Here is a 19,823-nt window from a genome sequence, read left to right as displayed (position 1 = left end):
AAAGTGAATAAAAAAATAGGTATAGTAATTACTGATGGTGTTGGTTATAGAAATTTTATATTAAGTGATTTTTTAAATCAAGTTGTAGGAAATTTTGAAGAAGTTATTATTTATTCTGGCCTATCAAAGAAAGTATATAACGGTTTAAACTTTCAAAATATAAAGATTTACGAGTTAGATGTTTATAAAGAGAGTAAAAAAGCATGGTTTTTTAGAAGAATAAATGAGCAAGCCCACTTATTTAAATACAAATCTTTTTTTGGTATGCAAGATACATTGCAAATGACAAAACCCAAAGGTTTTACAAAAAGAGACATTTTAAATAGGGTGATAAGAAGTTTTGTGTCGGTATTTCATTCTGATAAAAATATGATATTGTATCAGCAATTATTGTTTAAATCTTTATCAGAAAATAATTTAACCAAGCAATTAATAAAAGTTATAACAGAACACAAACCAGATTTACTTTTTTTTACACACCAAAGACCACCTTACATTGCGCCATTAGCTTACGCAGCTAAAACTAACAATATAAAAACATGTTCTTTTATTTTTAGTTGGGACAATCTAGCTTCTAAAGGTAGAATGCCTGTTTTATTTGACTACTTCTTAGTTTGGAGTGACTTGATGAAAGAAGAATTACAATACTTTTACCCAAGTGTTAAACAAGAGGTAATTCATGTTGTAGGCACACCTCAGTTTGAACCTTATGTAATGGATAAATATAAATTATCTAAAAGTGATTTTTTTACAACTTTTGGTATTGATAGTAAAAAGAAAACAATTTGTTTCAGTTGCGGAGACAATGTTACTGGAATAAATGATGAATTGTCTATAGAAATTATTGCAAAAGCTATCCAGTCTGATAAACTTTTGGAAAAAGTAAATTTAATTGTTAGAACATCTCCTGCAGATGATGGATCAAAATTTAACAAATTAATAGATAAATATACCTTTATTTCATGGAATAAACCCAAATGGCAGTTGACTAGAGAAAATCATCCAGAACCTTGGTCACAAAGAATACCACTAAAACAAGATATTAAAGAATTAAGGGCAATATTAGAATATTCAGACTTAAGTATCAATATGTGTTCTACAATGAGTTTAGATTTTATGATTTTTGATAAACCAGTTATCAACCAAACTTTAGGCTCTAAAACTAACGGACTTTTTTTTGATCAGAAATATTTAAAATACGATCACTACAAAAAAGTGGTAGAGAGTAAAGCTGTAGAAATTGTTAAAACTAAAGAACAATTAATCGATGCTATTAATTTATATTTAAAAAAACCTCAAAAAAGAAGTAAGGAAAGGGGCGAAATATTAAAGTATCAAATGGGAGATAAGCCTATAACAGGTGTTAGTACTAGAATTGTTAATGTTCTAAAAAAAATATAAATGAAAAATATATTAGTAGTATTTGGTACAAGACCAGAAGCTATAAAAATGGCTCCCTTGGTAAAAGTACTGCTTAAAACACCTGAATTTAAAACAAAAATTTGTGTTACAGCTCAACACAGAGAAATGTTAGATCAAGTTTTAGATTTCTTTTGTATAAAGCCTGATTATGATTTAAATTTAATGAAACCAAATCAGACTTTAAATCAATTAAGTTCTAGAATTTTAACTGAAATAGATGAAGTTTTGAAAGATTTTAAACCAGAATTAGTTTTGGTTCATGGAGATACCACAACTTCTAGCATGGTGGCTTTAGCGTCATTTCATAGAGGAATTAAGATTGGACATATAGAAGCAGGTTTAAGAACATATGATAAATCTGCCCCTTTCCCTGAGGAAATTAATAGACAGATTACAGGAAGATTAGCTGATTTACATTTTACGCCAACAGAAGAGACAGCAAAAAATTTGTTGAACGAAGGAGTTGATAAAAACTCTATTCATATTACAGGAAATACTGTTATTGATGCATTATTTTGGGGCTTAAAACACGTAGATGAGACAAGAAAAGATATAAAAAAAATAAAAAATTTTATTGATTTTAATAAAAGGTTAATTGTTATTACTGGTCATAGAAGAGAGAATTTTGGTAAGAAATTTATAGAACTTTGTGATGCCTTAAATCAAATAGCTAATAGAAAAGATACTCAGTTAATTTATCCCGTTCATTTAAACCCAAACGTGCAAGAAGTTGTTTATAAAAAACTTAGTAATAACAAAAATATATTACTAATTCCTCCATTAGATTATGAAGCATTTATATGGCTTTTAAATCAATCTAATTTTATAATTACTGATAGTGGAGGTATTCAAGAAGAAGCACCATCTTTAAAAAAGCCAGTGTTAGTAACTAGAGAAGTAACAGAAAGAAAGGAAGCAGTTAAAGAGGGGACAGTGAAATTAGTTGGTACAGATAAAGAAAAGATAGTTAATAATGCAATTTTGTTATTAGAAAATCATAAATTTTATGACTACATGGCAAATGCTAAAAACCCATATGGAGATGGAAATGCAGCAGGAAAAATAAAGAATATAATTTTAAATGATTAATTATAAGAAAGTTGCAATTATAACAACTGCTATTAATTTCGATTTATATAAAAAGTCAAACCCTTTGTTTGATGAAAGATATGATAGATATATGATAGATGGTAGAGACGGTATGCATGGTATGGATAGTATTTCTTATATGATAAAGAAAATGAAAAATCTAGATTATGATTATTTAATCATGTCTGATGAAGATTTTTTCTTAAAGTCAAACGAAAATCTTGAACTTTTAATAGAAGAAATGGAAAGAGATAATATTACTATTTCAGGAGTAAGAGACGGTGGTGTTTTAAATCATAGAAAATTTAATCCTTTTTGTATCAACACTTTTTTTTCAATTATAAACTTAAAAACAATAAAAAAGTATTGGAATAAGAAAGAAGTTTTAAGCAATCAAAAAATTAATGATGGTGAGTTTGTTTTAGATGAAATTTTACCATTTAAATACGATGAAAACAGTCTTTTTGAATCTTATTACTGTTTTTACTTATGGTCCTTACGCAAAGGGTTAAAAATTAAATACTTAATTTCTAAACATTTTGAAAATGAAGATACTGTTTCTAATACAGTATATTTAAAAGAAAATCAAGTTATCGGTTATCATTCATGGTATGCTAGATCATATGGTTTACATGAAGGACACACTCAAAGAATAGATAAGATTTTAAAAATGGTAGCACCCAATAAGACTACTAAAAGTTTAAATTACGTAATCTGGAAAGACTATACTTATAAATATTCTAAATCTATAAATAAATTTTTAAAGAAAGTTTATTTAAAATTTAGTTCTAGCAGCAAATAATCTCTATGTGTAAAGATAAAATTATAACTTCTTTAAAACTAAATAATAAAGGAAGACTGGGTAATCAAATGTTTCAAATTGCTTCTATTATAGGTTTAGCACATAAACACAATTATAAACCTTATATTCCTGACTGGAAATATTCAAAATATTTCGACTATAAATTTAATTTTTTAAAAGACAATAAAATAGATTTTATAACAGTTAAAGAAAAATATTACAAATACCATGATTGGCAACTTAATAAACCCAAAATAAATATAGAAGGTTGGCTTCAGTCAGAAAAATACTTTCATAATGCCAACACAATTTTTAAATTTAATAAACCCTTATTAGATAGTTTAAAAGTTAAATACAATTATTTTTTTAATAAAAAAACAGTATTAATTGGGGTAAGAAGAGGTGATTTTGTCAATCATCCTTATTATCATCAAGTTGGGTTTCAATATTATTTAAAAGCTTTATATAAATTCTTTCCAAATTGGGAAGAGAGAAATATTATATTCACAAGTGATGATATCAAATACTGTAAAAAACATTTTTCTTTTTTAAAAAACACTTTTTTTATGGAAGGTATTTCTGATATAGAACAAATGGCATTAGGTACGTTGTGTGATGATTTTATTATTAGTAATTCCACATTTGCATGGTGGACAGCTTGGATAGGAGAAAAGGAAAACTCTAAAGTTATTGTACCAAATAAAAATTTCAGAAGAGAATTTGCAAAAAAAAATAACGATAAAGATTTTTTTCCTGACCGTTGGATATTATTCAATGAAAAAGAATTTGGTTTGGGGTTTAAAAATTTTTGCCCAAGAATAAAATCTTTCTTCTACAATATAAATTTTGATACAAAATATTTTTCAAAAAAATATTTTTATAAATTTAAACAGTACGTTAAGAAAATAATCAAATAGACTATACTTGAGAACAACAAAAACAATAGTAATTCTTTGTAAATATGACCCAAGACCAAATAGGGTAGGCGGAATGGATCTCTTTTTTTCTATGTTTAATAAAAAACTTTTAGAAAATAATTTTTCTGTCATATGGATGTTTCACGAGTTTGAGTATTTTGATTTATACAAAAATTTTGATGTAAAAATTCCTAAAAAAGGAGAAAGTTTGGCTAATTTATTCATAAGATACTCTTCAGAAAACAATCATATACCAGACATTTTAATAACACATTTTTTAGAAACAGTTAATCCTTTTTACAAGAAATGTAAACAAATAGGGGTTAAAAAAATTTTTACAGTAGATCATATGCCCAGACCTTTAAAAGGGTATTCATTTCAAAAAAAGATAAAAAAAAGAGTAAAAGGTTTTATGTACTCTAAATACACAGATAAAATAATAGGTGTTTCTAGATATATTATAAAAATGACTAGAATAGACTATGGTACAAAGTCATCTAAAAAAGTTGAAGTAATTCACAACGGTATAGATGTACAAAAGTTTCATTTTAAGAAATCATTTTTAAACTCTTTCAAAACTAAATTTATTGTTCCTACAAATTTAAGACCAGAAAAGGGAATACAAGATTTAATACAAGCTGTTTCACTTTTAGATGAAGACACAAAAAGCAAATTTTGTATTGATATCTATGGTACAGGTACTTATGAAGATGAGTTAAAGCATAGCGTACAAGAAAAAAAATTAGAGGACATCATTAAGTTTAAAGGCAGCACTACACAATTACCCGAGTTATATTATTTATATGATTATACCATACAACCCACGTATATGGAGGTTTTTAGTCTTACATTATTAGAAAGTCTAGCAAGTAATGTGCCAGTTATAACAACTCCCGTTGGTGGTAATTTAGAAGTGGTTACTCATAAAGAAAATGGAATTATATTCAATCCTAAAGAAGTGTTAGAATTAAAAACAATTATCTATGATGTTGTAAACAAAAAGCTTCAAGTTAAAGAGAAAAATACAAGAGAATTAATAGAAAGTTCATTTACAATAGAGCAAATGGTTAATAAACATTTTAAATTAGTACAGTGCATATAGCTTTTCTAACATCAGAATTTCCACACAAGTCAATTAATCACTCAGCAGGTATAGGAACAAGTATTTATAATATTTGTTTTGGGCTTTTAGAGTTGGGAGCTAAAGTATCTCTTATTGTTTATAACCAAAAAAATAAAGAAAAAGAAACTCACTATTATAAAGGCTTAGAAATACATATAATTAAAAATAAAAAACATAAATATTTTGGATGGTATCTAAATAGAAAGTACATACAAAAAGAAGTAAACGATATAGTACATGAGAATAAAATAGACATAATAGAAGCTCCTGATTGGACAGGAATAACGGCTTTTATGAAGTTTAGTGTACCATTGGTTATTAGAATGCATGGTTCTGATGCTTTCTTTTGTAGGTTAGAAAACAGAAAGCAAAAGAAAAAAAATTATTTATTTGAAAAATTGGCTCTAAATAAAGCCAATGGCTTAATTGCTGTAAGTGAATTTGTAGCAGAAAATACCAATGAAATATTTAAGCTCAATAAAAAGATAAAAGTAATTCCTAATGGAGTAGCTTTAAAAAATTTTGTAAATAACAAACCTTTTGATTTTAAAAAGTATCAAATTTTATATTTTGGTACTATTATTAGAAAAAAAGGTCTTTTAGAGTTGGCTCATATATTTAATCAAGTTTGTAAATATAATCCTAAAGCTAAACTGATTTTGATAGGTAAAGATGATTATGATAAGAAGACTAATAGTAAATCTACGTTTAGTTTGATGAAAAATATTTTTTCACCAGAAGCTTTTACTCAAGTAACTTATTTAGGAAAAAAAACGTATCAAGAACTCAAAAAATACATATTAGAGTCGCATATTTGTGTTTTTCCAAGCTTAGCAGAATCATTTGGTATGGTTACGATAGAAGCAATGGCATTACAAAAAGCTGTGGTTAGTTCTAATTACAAATGGGCACAAGAAATTATAAATCATAAAGAAAATGGAATTTTAGAAGATCCAAAAAATCATAAAAAATTTTCTCAAGAAATAGTCAATCTTTTATCAGATGAAAATTTTTCTCAAGAAATAGGTAAGAAAGCAAGACTAAAAGTTGAAGAAAAGTTTGATATTTTTAAAATTTCTAAGGTAAATATAGATTTTTATAAAACGATAATACATAATCATTGATGATTCATTTTAATAAATTTATAAATAGTTCTGGAGAAGCAATTCTTTATACAGGTAAACCTAATCTAGAAAAACTAGATGAATTATCTAATAGTGTAGGAGATTTATGGCATAGTTCTCTAGATCAGGGTTTTAGAAATTGTTTTAAAGAGTTAAAATATCAAACAGCTATATATTGGTGGTTTATTCATGATTTTGAGGGATTAAAGAATTGTATTTCTTGGAGATTAAATATAAATAGTTTTGCCATTAGAGAAAAAGTTTGGAATCAACTAGATGGCTTTGATTATGATTATCATTCTCCCATAGTCTCAGGACTTGAACTAGGGTATAATTTTTTGTCAAACAACGCAGGTATTCCTGTTTATTCAAAAAACTTATACAAAAAAGAAAATTTAAATATTACTATATCTAAAAAAGACAGGTATCGTTTTTTTATAAAAAATTTTAAAAATAATCACACCTACTATATGATATATAGAAAAGGTATTTTTAATTTAATACCTGAATTGTATACTTACTTTAGAGAAAAAAATAAATACAAAAGAAAAAAATATAACTTAATAAAACCAAGAGTTTTACAAAATATAAAAGGGAAGCCTACAGTAAGTTTGGTAATACCTACCATGAAAAGGCAAAAATATGCTCAGCTTTTACTAGAAGACCATAAAAAACAAACATATCTAATTAAAGAAGCCGTTATTGTAGATGCAACTCCAGAAAAAGAAAGAGATGACAAATTTTATCAAAATAAAGATTTTCCTTTTGATGTAAAAGTAAAATGGCAAACTTCTATGGGAAGTTGTAGGGCAAGAAACGAAGCTATAGAATTATGTACGGGAGATTATATAATCTTTGCAGACGATGATGTTAGAATATTCTCAGATTTTGTAGAAAATCATATAAAATTACTTCAAACCTATAATGCTGATGCTTGTAACGGACTTGATATTATGGCAGATAATGTAAACCAAGATTTAACTGATTTGCAAAATAAACTTAATGAAATAGATGCTACAAGATGGAAGGTTGGTATTTCTCATATGTTTAGTAATGCAAATTCATGTGTAAAAAAACAAATGATTCAAAAAGTAATCGGTAATGACATTAATTTTGATGGCGGTTATGGAGAGGATGCTGATTTTGGATTATCTATTATTAAATCAGGAGGAATTTTATTACACAACCCTTTTTCCCCTAATTTACACTTAAAACCTCCTGCAGGTGGATATAGATGGTGGGGGTCAGAAGCAAAAAAGAGAGGAAAGAAGAGAAAGCAACAACCTTGGGAGTTAGATAACCCTGTTAAAAATATAAGACCAGTACCAAGTCCTACAATTACTTATGGAGTGTTAAAACACTTTCCAAAGGAATTGGTTAAAGAGTGGAGGTCAAAACATTTTTTTATTTATTTATTTAAAAAAGATTTAAAAACATTACCATTAAGGTTATTAAAATTACCTTATAAACAAATTCAATTCAGTAAATCTCTAAAGTATGCTAGAGCCTTAATTAACTTAGGACCAAGATATAAATAGAATGAATTTAAGCCTTATTATTTGTACATATATGAGACCAAAACCCTTAACAAGGTTATTAGAGTCAATTTTAATTCAAGGTGTATATCCTAATGAAATTTTAATAATTGACGGCTCATCAGATGATAAAACCCAAAAAATTATACAAAAAAAAGAATATAAGAATTTAAAGTATTTTAAAGTTTCAAAAAACGATAGAGGACTCACAAAACAACGAAATTACGGAATAAAAAAATGTTCTAAAAATACTGATATTGTAAGCTTTTTAGATGATGATACTGTATTATACCCTAATTATTTTCAAGAGTTAAAAAATGTTTTTTTTCAAAATAAAAGTATAATTGGTGTTGGTGGTGTAGCTGTTAATGAAAATCGATGGAAATTAAAAAAGTCATCACAAAAGTACAATAGCCTTTTTTTTTATTGCTTTGATAATTATGTAATTAAAGAAGGATTAAGAAATATAGTAAGAAACATTTTTGGTTTGCAATCCAACTTACCTCCCAATTGTATGCCTTCATTTTCTCATGGAAGAACATATAGTTACCCACTAAATAATAAAGTTTACGAAGTTGATTTATTAGTAGGAATGAGCTTTTCTTTTAGAAAAATTGTTTTTGATCATATAAAATTTTCAAGATTTTTTGAAGGCTACGGATTGTACGAAGATGCAGATTTTTCTATAAGAGCCCAAAATTTTGGTAAAAATGTAATAGCAACATCTTGTAAATTAAATCACTACCATGACCCTTCTGGAAGACCTAACCAATTTAAATATGGTAAAATGGTCACTATAAATGGCTGGTATGTTTGGCGACTTAAATACCCAAATCCTTCTTTCAAAAGCAAACTTAAATGGCATTTTAATGTATTGATTTTGTCTTGTATACGTTTGACAAATGTTCTTAAAAGAAACAAAGGTAAACAAGCTATTACTGAATTTTTAGGCAGAATTTTTGGATGGCTAACTTTATTCTTTAAAAAACCAAAAGTTATGCTATGAGGTTTTTAATTGTTACACATGCTATACATAAAAGTGTAGAAAATAAAATATTTTCATACGAACCGTATGTAAGAGAAATGAATTTATGGGGCAAATATGTGAAAAATATCAAAATTGTATCACCAGTGTCTCAAGAATCTATTTCTTCAATAGAATCTAGTTATACTCATAAAAACATTATTTTAAGTAAAGTACCAAAATTCAATATTTTAAATACGTATGATATTTTAAAAACAACTTTTAAAATTCCTGTAATTTGTATTCAGATATTTAAAGGAATGCTTTGGGCTGATCATATTCATTTAAGATGTCCTGGTAATATTGCATTATTAGGATGTTTTATACAGGTTTTATTTCCTTTTAAACCAAAAACTATAAAGTATGCAGGTAATTGGGATCCTGATAGTAAACAGCCGTTAAGTTATAGAGTTCAAAAAAAGATTTTAGCCAATACATTTTTAACAAGGAATTGTAAAGTTTTGGTATATGGGGAATGGCCAAATCAATCAAAAAATATTATCCCTTTTTTTACAGCTTCTTATACAGTTAATGAAATAGAAAGTATACACAAAAAGGGTTTATCAAAACGAATTCATTTTATTTATGTTGGATCCTTTTCTGAAGGAAAACAACCTTTACTTAGTGTTAAAACTATAGAAAATCTAATAAAGAATGGTTACGATGTCCAATTAGACATGTACGGTAACGGTCAAAAATTTATAGAAGTTAAAAATTATATAGCAAAAAAATCATTAGAAAAAAACATTGTTTTACACGGGAATCAAACAAAAGAAATTGTTAAAGAAGCCTTTAAAAAATCACATTTTTTGATTTTCATTTCAAAATCTGAAGGCTGGCCAAAGGTAGTTGCAGAAGCTATGTTTTGGAAATGTTTACCAATTTGTAGCAATGTCTCTTGTGTAAGTTATATGTTAAATGATGGTAAAAGAGGCACAGTCTTAAATTCTAATTCTAATGCATGTCAAGTAGAAAATGCAATTATAGAATATTTAAAAGATGAAACACTTTATCAAAAAAAAGTAATGAATGCTCAAAAATGGTCTCAAAAGTATACTTTAGATACTTTTGAACACGAGATAAAAAAAATGATTAATATTGAATAATTTAAGAGTTTTACAAATTACAGATTCTTTAAATGTAGGAGGTACAGAAGTATTAGCTGTTAATATGGCTAATATTTTTTTGGAGCATAATATTGAATCTTTTTTTTGTACAACAAGACAAGAAGGAAGCTTAAAACAAAAATTGCATAAAAATGTAAATTACATTTTTTTGAAAAAAAAACATACTATTGATATAATTGCCTTATTTAGACTAAGAAAGTTTACTAAAATTCATAAAATAAACATAATACATGTACACTCAACTTCTTTATTTTTCGGAGTTTGCTTAAAATTATTATGTCCAAAGATCAAATTAATTTGGCACAACCACACAGGTGCCAACTTTAATCTAAAAGGATTTAAATTTTATTTTATTAAGTATCTTAGTAAATTTGTATTCGGAATTATAAATGTGAACGAAGACTTAAATATTTGGTCTAAAGAAAAAATAAAACATAAAAATACTATAAAGCTATATAATTTTCCTTTTTTCACAGATAACAAAGAAATAACAAAGTTAAAAGGTGAGGTAAATAAAAGAGTGGTTTGTTTGGCAGCATTAAGACCAGAAAAAGATCATATAACTTTAATTAAAGCATTTAAAACCGTTTTAAAATATCATCCAACTTGGACATTACACTTAGTAGGTAAAGATTATAACGATATTTATTCAAAAAAACTTAAAAGTATAATAAATAAAAGAAATTTGAATAATAATGTGTTCCTTTACAATATGTGTTTGGATATAAAAAATATTTTAAAACAATCTACAATTGGAGTTTTATCATCTGTAAGTGAAGGTCTTCCAATTTCTTTACTAGAATATGGTTTAGCAAATCTACCAGTTTTAACAACAGATGTGGGTGATTGTAAAAAAGTATTAAATAATAATAAAGCTGTAGTACCAAGTAAAAAAAGTAGCGTTTTTGCAGAACGATTATCAAATATAATAGAAGATGAATTTTTGAGGAAAGAATTATCAAGATCTCTAAATGATAATGTGATTTCTATTTATTCTAAAGAAAAATTTATGTCAAATCTTAATGAGTTTTACAACAATTAATGATAAACTTAATTTTAAAAAATAAATTTTCACTTATAGGAATCCACTTAGCTTTAGGATATCTAGTTACTTTTTTGCCTATATCTAAACTATATGGATTACTCTTTTTTGTTTTAAGTATAGCTATAATTTATTCATCAAAGAATAAAAACGAAGAAGCATTATACTTTATGAGCTATTTGGTAGGTTCAGAGGTTTTTATGAGAATGACAAATGGGGCATTTTTGTATGAAACTGGTAAGTATGGAATTATGCTATTTGCTTTTATGGGACTTTTATTAGGTCCCTTAAAACAAAAATCAACAGTTTCTTTTTTATTATATATATTATTACTAATTGTAGGAATTGTATTTACTCAAACTCCAGAAAACGAATCTATAAGAAAGGCAGTAGTTTTTAATTTAAGTGGACCTATATCATTAGGTGTTTTTGCAATTTACTGTTACAAGAGAAAGGTTACTGTAAGTCAACTAAAAGATTTACTTTTTTTCTGTGTTTTACCCATTTTTTCTATGATAAGTTATGTTTATTTTCGAACACCAAATTTAGAAGAGTTAGTATTTGGGGCGGTATCAAATTTTGATACTTCAGGAGGGTTTGGACCAAATCAAGTATCTACAATAATAGGATTTGGATGTTTTATTTTAGCTGTTTTTTTGTTTTTAGGAAACAAATTGACTCCTTATATTTTTATTGATGCTATTTTTTTAATTTACTTTATTTACAGAGGACTGCTAACTTTTTCGAGAGGAGGTATGATTACTGCTGCTGCTGCATCTGTTTTTTTTGCAATATTCATGTTTCTTCATCAACAAGTTACTATCATAAAAATATCTAAGTATATTTTTATTGCTGTAGTTTTATTTTTTGGAATTTGGTTGTATACTTCTAACATAACTGGAGGTATGATAGACAATAGATATGCAGGTAAAAACTCTTTAGGAGTTAAGAAAAAAGATGTGACAGCAGGTAGAGGTGAAATTTTAAAAACTCAAATCGAAAGTTTTTATGAGTCTCCTATTTTTGGAATTGGAGTTGGTAATGGTAAATACAAAAGGTTAGAAAGTGATAAACACGTTACAGCTGCTTCTCATAACGAGGTTGGAAGATTGATAGAGGAACATGGTTTATTAGGAATCATATCACTTTTAATTCTTATTTTAGTTCCTTTACAAAATGCTTATTTTAGTAATAATTATCAAAGAGCTTTCTTATTTTCTTTTTATATTTTTTGGTTTTTAACGATTAATCACACTGCGATGAGAATTGTTTTTCCTTCTTTCATTTACGGGTTAAGTTTACTAAAAATTGTTCCAGATACAGATGAGTCATAAAAACATATTGTACATAGGAAATGATTTAACCAAGAAAACAAAGTATAATTCTACATTAGCGGTCTTGTCTCTCCTCCTTACAAAGGAAGGTTTTTCCATAAAAAAATCATCTAACAAAACTAATAAAATTCACAGGTTATTAGACATGTGTTTTTCTGTAATTAAGTTCAGAAAATCCACAGATTATATTTTAATTGATACGTACAGCACAACAAATTTTTATTATGCACTCATAACCTCTCAGTTGGCAAGGTTGTTTAACATTAAATATATCCCTATTTTACATGGAGGAAATTTACCTTACAGGTTGTCTAAAAGCAGTAAATTAAGTCAACTTATTTTTAAAAATTCATACAAAAATGTAGCACCTTCTCATTATTTAAAAAATGCATTTGAAAAAGCAGGATTTAGTACAATCTATATTCCAAATACATTGGAAATTGATTTATATCCGTTTAAACATAGAAAAACAATAAAACCCAAATTATTATGGGTAAGAGCCTTTAAAGAAATTTACAATCCTGTTATGGCCATAGAAGTTCTATCGCTATTAAAAAAAAAATATGCAAATGCTTCTCTTTGTATGATAGGGCCTTTTGTAGATGATACACATCTACAAGCAAAATTATTGGTAAAAAAATTACAATTGAAAGATTCTGTAGAATTCACGGGTGTACTTTTAAAGGAAGATTGGCACAAAAAATCGGAAGAATTTGATATTTTTATCAATACTACAAATTTTGACAATACCCCAGTAAGTGTAATGGAAGCAATGGCGTTAGGTTTACCTGTAGTAAGTACAAATGTAGGAGGAATACCTTATTTAATTCAAGAAAATTATGATGGGCTTTTAGTAGCAAAATCGAACCCCAAAGAAATGGCTATAGCAATTTCACATATATTAGATCAAAGGTTTCCTGAAATTTCACTTATGGCTAGAAAAAAGGTTGAGAAATTCGACTGGAATGTTGTAAAATATAAATGGTTGGAAATTTTAAAGTAGTTGGATGAAGTTAATTGATATTTCTTTAAAATTAAATAATTTTCCGATAAAGAAAGCTGAACAAGCAATTTCTAAAATACATGAGCTTTCTGAGATTGAGTTTCAAAAGTATGTTGATACCCAAAAAGAAGAAATCGTAAATTTTCACTACAAAAATAATCGCTTTTATAATTCTATTGTAAAACAAGCAAGTCTAGATTGGAACTCTTTACCAGTGTTAGAAAAAAAAGATTTACAAATGCCTTTAGAGAAGAGATTAAGCAAAAACTACGCACTTCATACTGTTTTTAAAAACAAAACTTCTGGCTCTACAGGAAACCCATTTTACTTTGCAAAAGATAAATATACTCATGCATTAACTTGGGGTATTATTAAAAATAGATTCAATTGGCATAATTTATATGGTAAAAAACAAGCACGTTTTTATGGTTTACCTAAAGATAATTTGTCAAGAAAAAAAGAATTGATAAAAGATTTACTTTCAAACAGAAAACGATTTGATGTTTTTAATTTGTCTGATGAAGCCTTACAAACTTGGGTAAATCAATTTAAAAAACACAAGTTTGTTTACCTAAATGGATATACATCAGTTTTGGTGGTTTTTGCAAAATACTTAATTAAACGTAACATTGTTTTAAAAGATATTTGTAAAAGTGTAAGCGCATGTGTAGTAACTTCAGAGATGCTAGTTACTTCAGATAAAATTATTTTAGAAAAAGGATTTGGAGTCAAGATTATAAATGAATACGGGGCTTCTGAACTAGATTTAATAGCTTTTGAGGATGTTAATGGCAATTGGGTATTAAATAATGAAACACTTTATATAGAAATTTTAGATGAAAACAATAAACCTGTGCCATATGGAGAAATAGGTAATATTGTAATTACATCTTTATACAATAAAGCACATCCATTTATTAGATACAAATTAGGAGATAGAGGAGCCATCAAAAAAATAAATCATAAAAAATATATTTTAGAAAATTTAGAAGGAAGAAGTGAAGATTTGGTTAAATTGCCTAGTGGAAAAGTTTCGCCAGGATTGACTTTTTACTATGTGACAAAATCTGTGATGGAAGATTCAGGAAACGTAAAAGAAATAAAAGTTATTCAAACTAGTTTTGATAAGTTTAGGATTGAATACGTTGCTGATGAAAAGCTACACATAGAAGAGCAAACTAAGATTAAACACTCTTTGTTAAAATACTTAGAGCCAAATTTAACAATAGACTTTAAAAAATTAAAAAACTTAGAAAGAAATAAGAGCGGTAAGTTAAAACAATTTACTTCTTTACTAAAAGATTAAAACGTAATGAATATAACTATTATAGCAGGGGCAAGACCCAATTTTATGAAAATTGCGCCAATTATTCATCAAATACATTCGGTAAATCAAAAACGTAAAAAAATTTCGTTTAGATTGGTTCATACTGGTCAACATTACGATAAAAAGTTAAGTGGCACTTTTTTTGAAGAATTAAATATTCCAAATCCAGATAAAAATCTTGGAGTAGGTTCTGGTTCTCAAGCAGCACAGACCGCAGCTATTATGACTGCTTTTGAAAAAGAATTATTAGAATATCCTGCAGATTTAGTTCTTGTGGTAGGAGACGTTACGTCTACGATGGCATGCGCTATTGTTGCCAAAAAAATGAATACAAAAGTAGCTCATGTAGAAGGAGGAATCCGTTCTTTTGATTTATCTATGCCAGAAGAAATTAACAGGATGGTTACTGATGCTATTACAGATTATTTTTATGTAACATCTGAAATTGCGATAGAAAACCTTAAAAATATAGGTATAAAAGGTGATGCTATTATTTTTGTAGGTAATACCATGATAGATACTTTAATTAGCAATATTGGCAAATTAAAAAAGCCAAAAATTTATGATTCTTTAAACCTGTGTTCTAAAAAGTACATTGTACTTACAATGCACAGACCAGCTAATGTAGATGAAGAGGCAAAACTGAAATTGTTTTTACAAGAAATTATCAAATCTTCAAGAGGAGTGCCCATTGTTTTTCCTGCTCATCCTAGAACAAAACAAATACTAGCAAAACTAAACATTGATGCTAAAAATTTTCATGTCGTAGATCCTTTTGGTTATTTAGAGTTTAATTATTTAGTAAAAAAATCTTTTTGCGTAATTACTGATTCTGGTGGAATAACTGAAGAAACAACATATATGAAAATTCCTTGTTTAACGTTGAGAGATAATACAGAAAGACCAGAAACGGTTACGTTAGGAACCAATGAATTGGTAGGTACAAACCCTAAGAATATAAGAAAAGCTATTGATCAAATATTTGAGGGTAAATGGAAAGAGGGGAGTATCCCAAAATTTTGGGATGGTAAAACTTCAGAAAGAATAATTAATCATTTACTTTCTATTGAATTTTAGAAATGAAAAAAATTGTTATCATTTCTAATTATTATCCTCCAGAAATGGGTGCAGCAGCTAATAGAATTAGCAATTTGGCAGAAGCATTGTATAAAAGGGGACATGAAGTTTCTATTATATCTCCATTACCAAATTATCCTAAAGGAAAAATTTTTGAGTCATATAAAAAAAAGTTTTTTGTATCAGAAATTTTAAATAACGTTAACATTAGACGCTGTTGGATTTTTCCTTCAAAGTCTAAAAATGGTTTTTTGAGATTACTGAGTATGCTTTCTTTTGCCTGCTCTTTATGGATTAATCTGTTTTATTTGTTGAAAAAAAAACCCAATTCAATAATCATTCAGTCACCACCTTTATTAGTAGCTTTTTCTGGTTTGCTGTTAAGTAAAGTAATACGCTCTAAAAATATTTTAAATGTTTCAGACATTTGGCCACTTTCAGCATTGGAATTAGGAGTCATAAAAAGAGGTAAAATGTATGCTTTTTTAGAAAAAGTAGAAAAAGTTAATTATAAATTAGCAGATAACATTGTTGGGCAATCAGAAGAAACAATTACTCACATTTGTAAAACCGTTACAAAAAAAAGTATTGTATATAGAAATGTTCCTACCTATCAAAAAAATGAACCAAAATCTAAAAAGAAAGGTACTCTTAAAATCGTTTATGCAGGCTTGTTAGGTTATGCACAAGGAATTTTAAACCTTTGTGAGCAAATCGATTTTCATCAATTAGGAGTAGAATTTCACATTTACGGAGGAGGAATGGATGAAGAAGGTATTGTTAACGTTTCAAATAAAGAAAATTCAAATGTTTTTTTTCATGGTATGGTTAGTTCAGACCGAGTTTCAGGAGAAATTAAAAAATATGATGTTGGTTTAGTTCCTTTAAAAAATAAAATATATGGTGCTGTACCTTCTAAAATATTTGAATTAATTCAAATGGGAGTCCCTATTTTATTTTGTGGAGAAGGAGAGGGGGCAACAATAATAACCAAAAACGAATTGGGATTGATTGGGAAATCTGAGGATTATAATCAACTCATACATAATATTTATATATTTAAAGATATGAAAAAAGATGAGTTTTTAGAAGTCTCAAACAAATGTTTAAAAGCTCATAAAGACATTTATAATTTAGAGGTACAAATGGCTAAAATGGATACTATAATCTCTTAATAAAAAATAAATAATAGAAGTATATAAGATTTTTTTGGTTCTTTTAAATTTTATTTTAAATTAATTTCAAATTTTAACCTCATATACTAACTCTTTTTTTAAATTTGTTATAGAGGCTTTTATTCATCATATATAAATAAACTTCAAAAAAATTGGCAAAGTACAACACTTACTTAGATATTTCAGAAAGAAAAGTACTTTTAAGAACCTTTGATATTTTGTTTCTTATCATAGCCCTATGGAGTGCGTATCAGTATCTAGAATTCAGTTATTTCAACTTTTCAAAACCTCAAATTTTAAATTGGTTTTTATTACTAGTTTTTTATTATATATTGTTTGGGGAAATTTTTCAACTCTATAATTTAGATGTATCTAGTAATAGATATCTTATTGTTAGAAGTACAGTTTTAACGGCATTTTCAACTACAATTTTTTATATTTTTACACCATATATTTCTCCAGAACTTCCAGACAATAGACTTCAAATTGTATACTTTTTTTTAATACTAACAATACCAATAATAATATGGAGGTTCATATATTCTTCTGTCATTTTTTCACCTAAATACTTTAAAAGCATATTACTTATCGGTAGTTCTGAATCATTAGAAACTTTATTTAATTATATTAAGGATGATAATTTTCATTGTATTTCAAATTATATATCAGATAAAGAAATTGAAGGAATACAAGGATTTATAAATATAGATTCATTTAGCTTAACATCTTTATTGCAAGATAAAACCATAACAGAAGTAGTTGTTTCAGATAAAGGATTTACTCAAGAAAAAATTGATTACTTAAATAGAGAGTTGATTTCTAACTTTAAAAAAGGTGTAAATATTGTTAGTTATGAAAGCTTTTATGAAAATGTAACTTTGAGGGTGCCTAAAGAGTATTTAAATCATAATTTTTATAAAAATCTTAATTTTAGTCAAAATAACTCAAACCGTTTTTATCTTTTTGGCCTTAGATTTTTAGATATTTTAATTTCGCTTTTAGGTTTGTTAGTTTTTATTGGTATTCTTCCAATTGTTATTTTAGGCAATATCATGGCTAATAGAGGTCCCTTATTTTATACTCAGACTAGAGTAGGACAAAATACAGAAAATTTCACCATATATAAATTGCGTTCTATGATTAAAAATGCAGAAGTTAATGGTGCTGTTTGGGCAAATAAAAATGATTCTAGAATTACATCTTTTGGTAAATTTTTGAGAAATACTAGGTTAGACGAATTTCCTCAATTTTTCAATATTTTGAAAGGCGATATGAGTCTTATTGGGCCAAGACCAGAGAGACCTGAGTTTGTGAAAAGCCTTGAAGCACAAATCCCGTTCTATTCAATAAGACATGTTGTAAGACCAGGTTTAACAGGTTGGGCTCAAGTGAATTATCCTTATGCTAATACTATAGAAGAACAAGAGACAAAGCTTCGATACGATCTGTATTATATTAAAGAAAGGGATACTTTAATGGATTTTAAAATTTTAATAAAGACGATAACTACTGTCTTATTTTATAGAGGGCAATAACTTTTTTGATAGAAAAATATACCTTATTAACAAGATCATCAAAATAGGGACTATTGCAGGTGGAAAAACTTGTATTTTTAAAAACCATAGTACAGGTATAGTTAATACCAGTAATACTAAAAATAGAATATAGTATAGAATCCATTTGTGTAAAGACTTCTTTTTAAGTAAAAAGAAACTCACAACTAAATTAAGAGGAACTAACCATAAAATATTAAAGTTGTTTTGTACAATTTCGTGTGTTGAAAATAACCATAATAATACTAAAAATAACCCTATTAAACCAGTTATAAAGAACAGTGAAAAATCTAAAAGCCTTGTTCTTTTATTATGTTTTAAATCTCTGTATGTTAGCCATATACCTAATATGGAAATGATACTTAATATCAGAAAAGGACTAAGAGTTTCAATTTTTGGTTTCTTTTCTTTAAAATTTAGTAAGATTTCTTCTTTTATAACCAAATCTACCCATTTTTTATTTCTGTTGATTTTAGCGTAATTAAAGGCTTTCAAACTGTAATCTGGTAAAAATTGATACTCTTCGGGTGTTGCTTTTTGGTCTAGTTTGTTGCCAACAACTAAATTTAACCCTAAGCTACCCCAGGTATTCCAATGAATTTCATTGTTTGTTAATTCTCTAAAACTCAAATCTTTATTTAAGTTTTTGTTATTAAAAATAACATCGTCTTCTAATATAGATTTTGTAATATCTCTAGGTTTTGTAGCACAATTATTAAAATACGGATCATACAAATAATCTTTGTTTTTAGGCAAAGCGTTATTTTCTAAATACTGAAAAAAGTCTTGCTTTTCTTGTTGTGTTAAATTTAAAACTTGTTGTTTTACCCAACGCTTATCTCTTTTATAACTTGCTAAAAAGTATTTAAAGTCATAGCGAGCTAGACTATAAATCATGTTTCCTTTGGCAAAATTTGTATAAAAATTAGGTCTATTAAAATCAAAAATACCGTAGTTGTATATTAAATCTAGTTGTAGAACAGGATCTTTAATTCTAATAGCCGAATGCCCAAAAGCTTCATACAACTCCTCTCCAGGTCCAGCAGTAACTAAGCTAATTTCTGAGTATACAGATAAATTAATCTGTGCTTTTACTGAATACGTAAAAAGTAAAAAATATATTATGAAGTAGTATTTTTTTAGCATCTA

Annotated in this window: 17 protein-coding genes; 16 read left to right on the top strand and 1 reads right to left on the bottom strand. The window is 27.1% G+C overall.

The annotated features are described in order from the left end of the window. Positions 1-3 precede the first annotated feature (3 nt). The 16 genes from DUT90_RS08080 to DUT90_RS08005 all read left to right on the top strand — a co-directional run bounded on the left by DUT90_RS08080 (position 4) and on the right by DUT90_RS08005 (position 18,656). Complete coding sequence (locus DUT90_RS08080) at positions 4-1,401, top strand: hypothetical protein (RefSeq protein ID WP_114426653.1); 1,398 nt, start codon at positions 4-6, stop codon at positions 1,399-1,401. Beyond that, entirely contained in the window at positions 1,402-2,511 is a 1,110-nt protein-coding gene (wecB, locus tag DUT90_RS08075; protein WP_114426652.1) for a non-hydrolyzing UDP-N-acetylglucosamine 2-epimerase, read from the top strand. Beyond that, complete coding sequence (locus DUT90_RS08070) at positions 2,504-3,313, top strand: hypothetical protein (protein ID WP_114426651.1); 810 nt, start codon at positions 2,504-2,506, stop codon at positions 3,311-3,313. The genes wecB (DUT90_RS08075) and DUT90_RS08070 overlap by 8 nt, the downstream gene beginning before the upstream one ends. A 5-nt stretch (positions 3,314-3,318) precedes the next feature. Next, on the top strand, positions 3,319-4,230 hold the full coding sequence (locus DUT90_RS08065) for an alpha-1,2-fucosyltransferase (protein ID WP_114426650.1): 912 nt from the start codon (positions 3,319-3,321) through the stop codon (positions 4,228-4,230). 7 nt (positions 4,231-4,237) lie between these two features. Beyond that, positions 4,238-5,332: a glycosyltransferase family 4 protein gene (locus DUT90_RS08060; RefSeq protein WP_147266201.1), complete on the top strand. Its 1,095-nt coding sequence runs from the start codon at positions 4,238-4,240 to the stop codon at positions 5,330-5,332. Then, on the top strand, positions 5,323-6,477 hold the full coding sequence (locus DUT90_RS08055; protein WP_114426648.1) for a glycosyltransferase family 4 protein: 1,155 nt from the start codon (positions 5,323-5,325) through the stop codon (positions 6,475-6,477). The genes DUT90_RS08060 and DUT90_RS08055 overlap by 10 nt, the downstream gene beginning before the upstream one ends. Further along, the gene (locus tag DUT90_RS08050) at positions 6,477-8,015 is read left to right on the top strand and encodes a glycosyltransferase (protein ID WP_181858163.1); all 1,539 of its coding nucleotides are present in this window, start codon (positions 6,477-6,479) and stop codon (positions 8,013-8,015) included. Before DUT90_RS08055 ends, DUT90_RS08050 begins: the two co-directional genes overlap by 1 nt. Position 8,016: 1 nt before the next feature. Beyond that, a complete protein-coding gene (locus DUT90_RS08045; RefSeq protein WP_114426647.1) occupies positions 8,017-9,018 on the top strand; it encodes a glycosyltransferase family 2 protein in 1,002 nt (333 codons plus the stop codon). Further along, the gene (locus tag DUT90_RS08040; protein WP_114426646.1) at positions 9,015-10,142 is read left to right on the top strand and encodes a glycosyltransferase; all 1,128 of its coding nucleotides are present in this window, start codon (positions 9,015-9,017) and stop codon (positions 10,140-10,142) included. Before DUT90_RS08045 ends, DUT90_RS08040 begins: the two co-directional genes overlap by 4 nt. After that, the gene (locus tag DUT90_RS08035) at positions 10,135-11,205 is read left to right on the top strand and encodes a glycosyltransferase (RefSeq protein WP_114426645.1); all 1,071 of its coding nucleotides are present in this window, start codon (positions 10,135-10,137) and stop codon (positions 11,203-11,205) included. The genes DUT90_RS08040 and DUT90_RS08035 overlap by 8 nt, the downstream gene beginning before the upstream one ends. Then, entirely contained in the window at positions 11,205-12,539 is a 1,335-nt protein-coding gene (locus tag DUT90_RS08030) for an O-antigen ligase family protein (protein ID WP_114426644.1), read from the top strand. Before DUT90_RS08035 ends, DUT90_RS08030 begins: the two co-directional genes overlap by 1 nt. Next, positions 12,529-13,542, top strand: coding sequence for a glycosyltransferase family 4 protein (locus DUT90_RS08025; RefSeq protein WP_114426643.1), 1,014 nt, complete (start codon positions 12,529-12,531; stop codon positions 13,540-13,542). Before DUT90_RS08030 ends, DUT90_RS08025 begins: the two co-directional genes overlap by 11 nt. Positions 13,543-13,546: 4 nt before the next feature. Beyond that, positions 13,547-14,848 (top strand): phenylacetate--CoA ligase family protein, encoded by a 1,302-nt coding sequence (locus tag DUT90_RS08020; protein ID WP_114426642.1) that lies wholly within the window; start codon positions 13,547-13,549, stop codon positions 14,846-14,848. 6 nt (positions 14,849-14,854) lie between these two features. After that, on the top strand, positions 14,855-15,946 hold the full coding sequence (gene wecB, locus DUT90_RS08015) for a non-hydrolyzing UDP-N-acetylglucosamine 2-epimerase (RefSeq protein ID WP_114426641.1): 1,092 nt from the start codon (positions 14,855-14,857) through the stop codon (positions 15,944-15,946). Between the two features lie 2 nt (positions 15,947-15,948). Continuing rightward, positions 15,949-17,121, top strand: a complete 1,173-nt coding sequence (locus DUT90_RS08010) for a glycosyltransferase family 4 protein (RefSeq protein ID WP_114426640.1) — start codon at positions 15,949-15,951, stop codon at positions 17,119-17,121. Between the two features lie 152 nt (positions 17,122-17,273). Further along, a complete protein-coding gene (locus DUT90_RS08005) occupies positions 17,274-18,656 on the top strand; it encodes an exopolysaccharide biosynthesis polyprenyl glycosylphosphotransferase (protein ID WP_114426639.1) in 1,383 nt (460 codons plus the stop codon). Here DUT90_RS08005 and DUT90_RS08000 read toward each other — a convergent pair. After that, positions 18,636-19,820 (bottom strand): DUF4105 domain-containing protein, encoded by a 1,185-nt coding sequence (locus DUT90_RS08000; RefSeq protein WP_114426638.1) that lies wholly within the window; start codon positions 19,818-19,820, stop codon positions 18,636-18,638. The two genes, DUT90_RS08005 and DUT90_RS08000, sit on opposite strands and share 21 nt — an antisense overlap. Positions 19,821-19,823: the final 3 nt, after the last annotated feature.

Source organism: Polaribacter sp. WD7, assembly GCF_003335085.1.
In the GTDB taxonomy this organism is placed as follows: Bacteria; Bacteroidota; Bacteroidia; order Flavobacteriales; family Flavobacteriaceae; genus Polaribacter.
The sequence above is the reverse complement of the archived record's forward strand: the minus strand, read 5'-3'. Positions and strand labels throughout refer to the sequence as shown.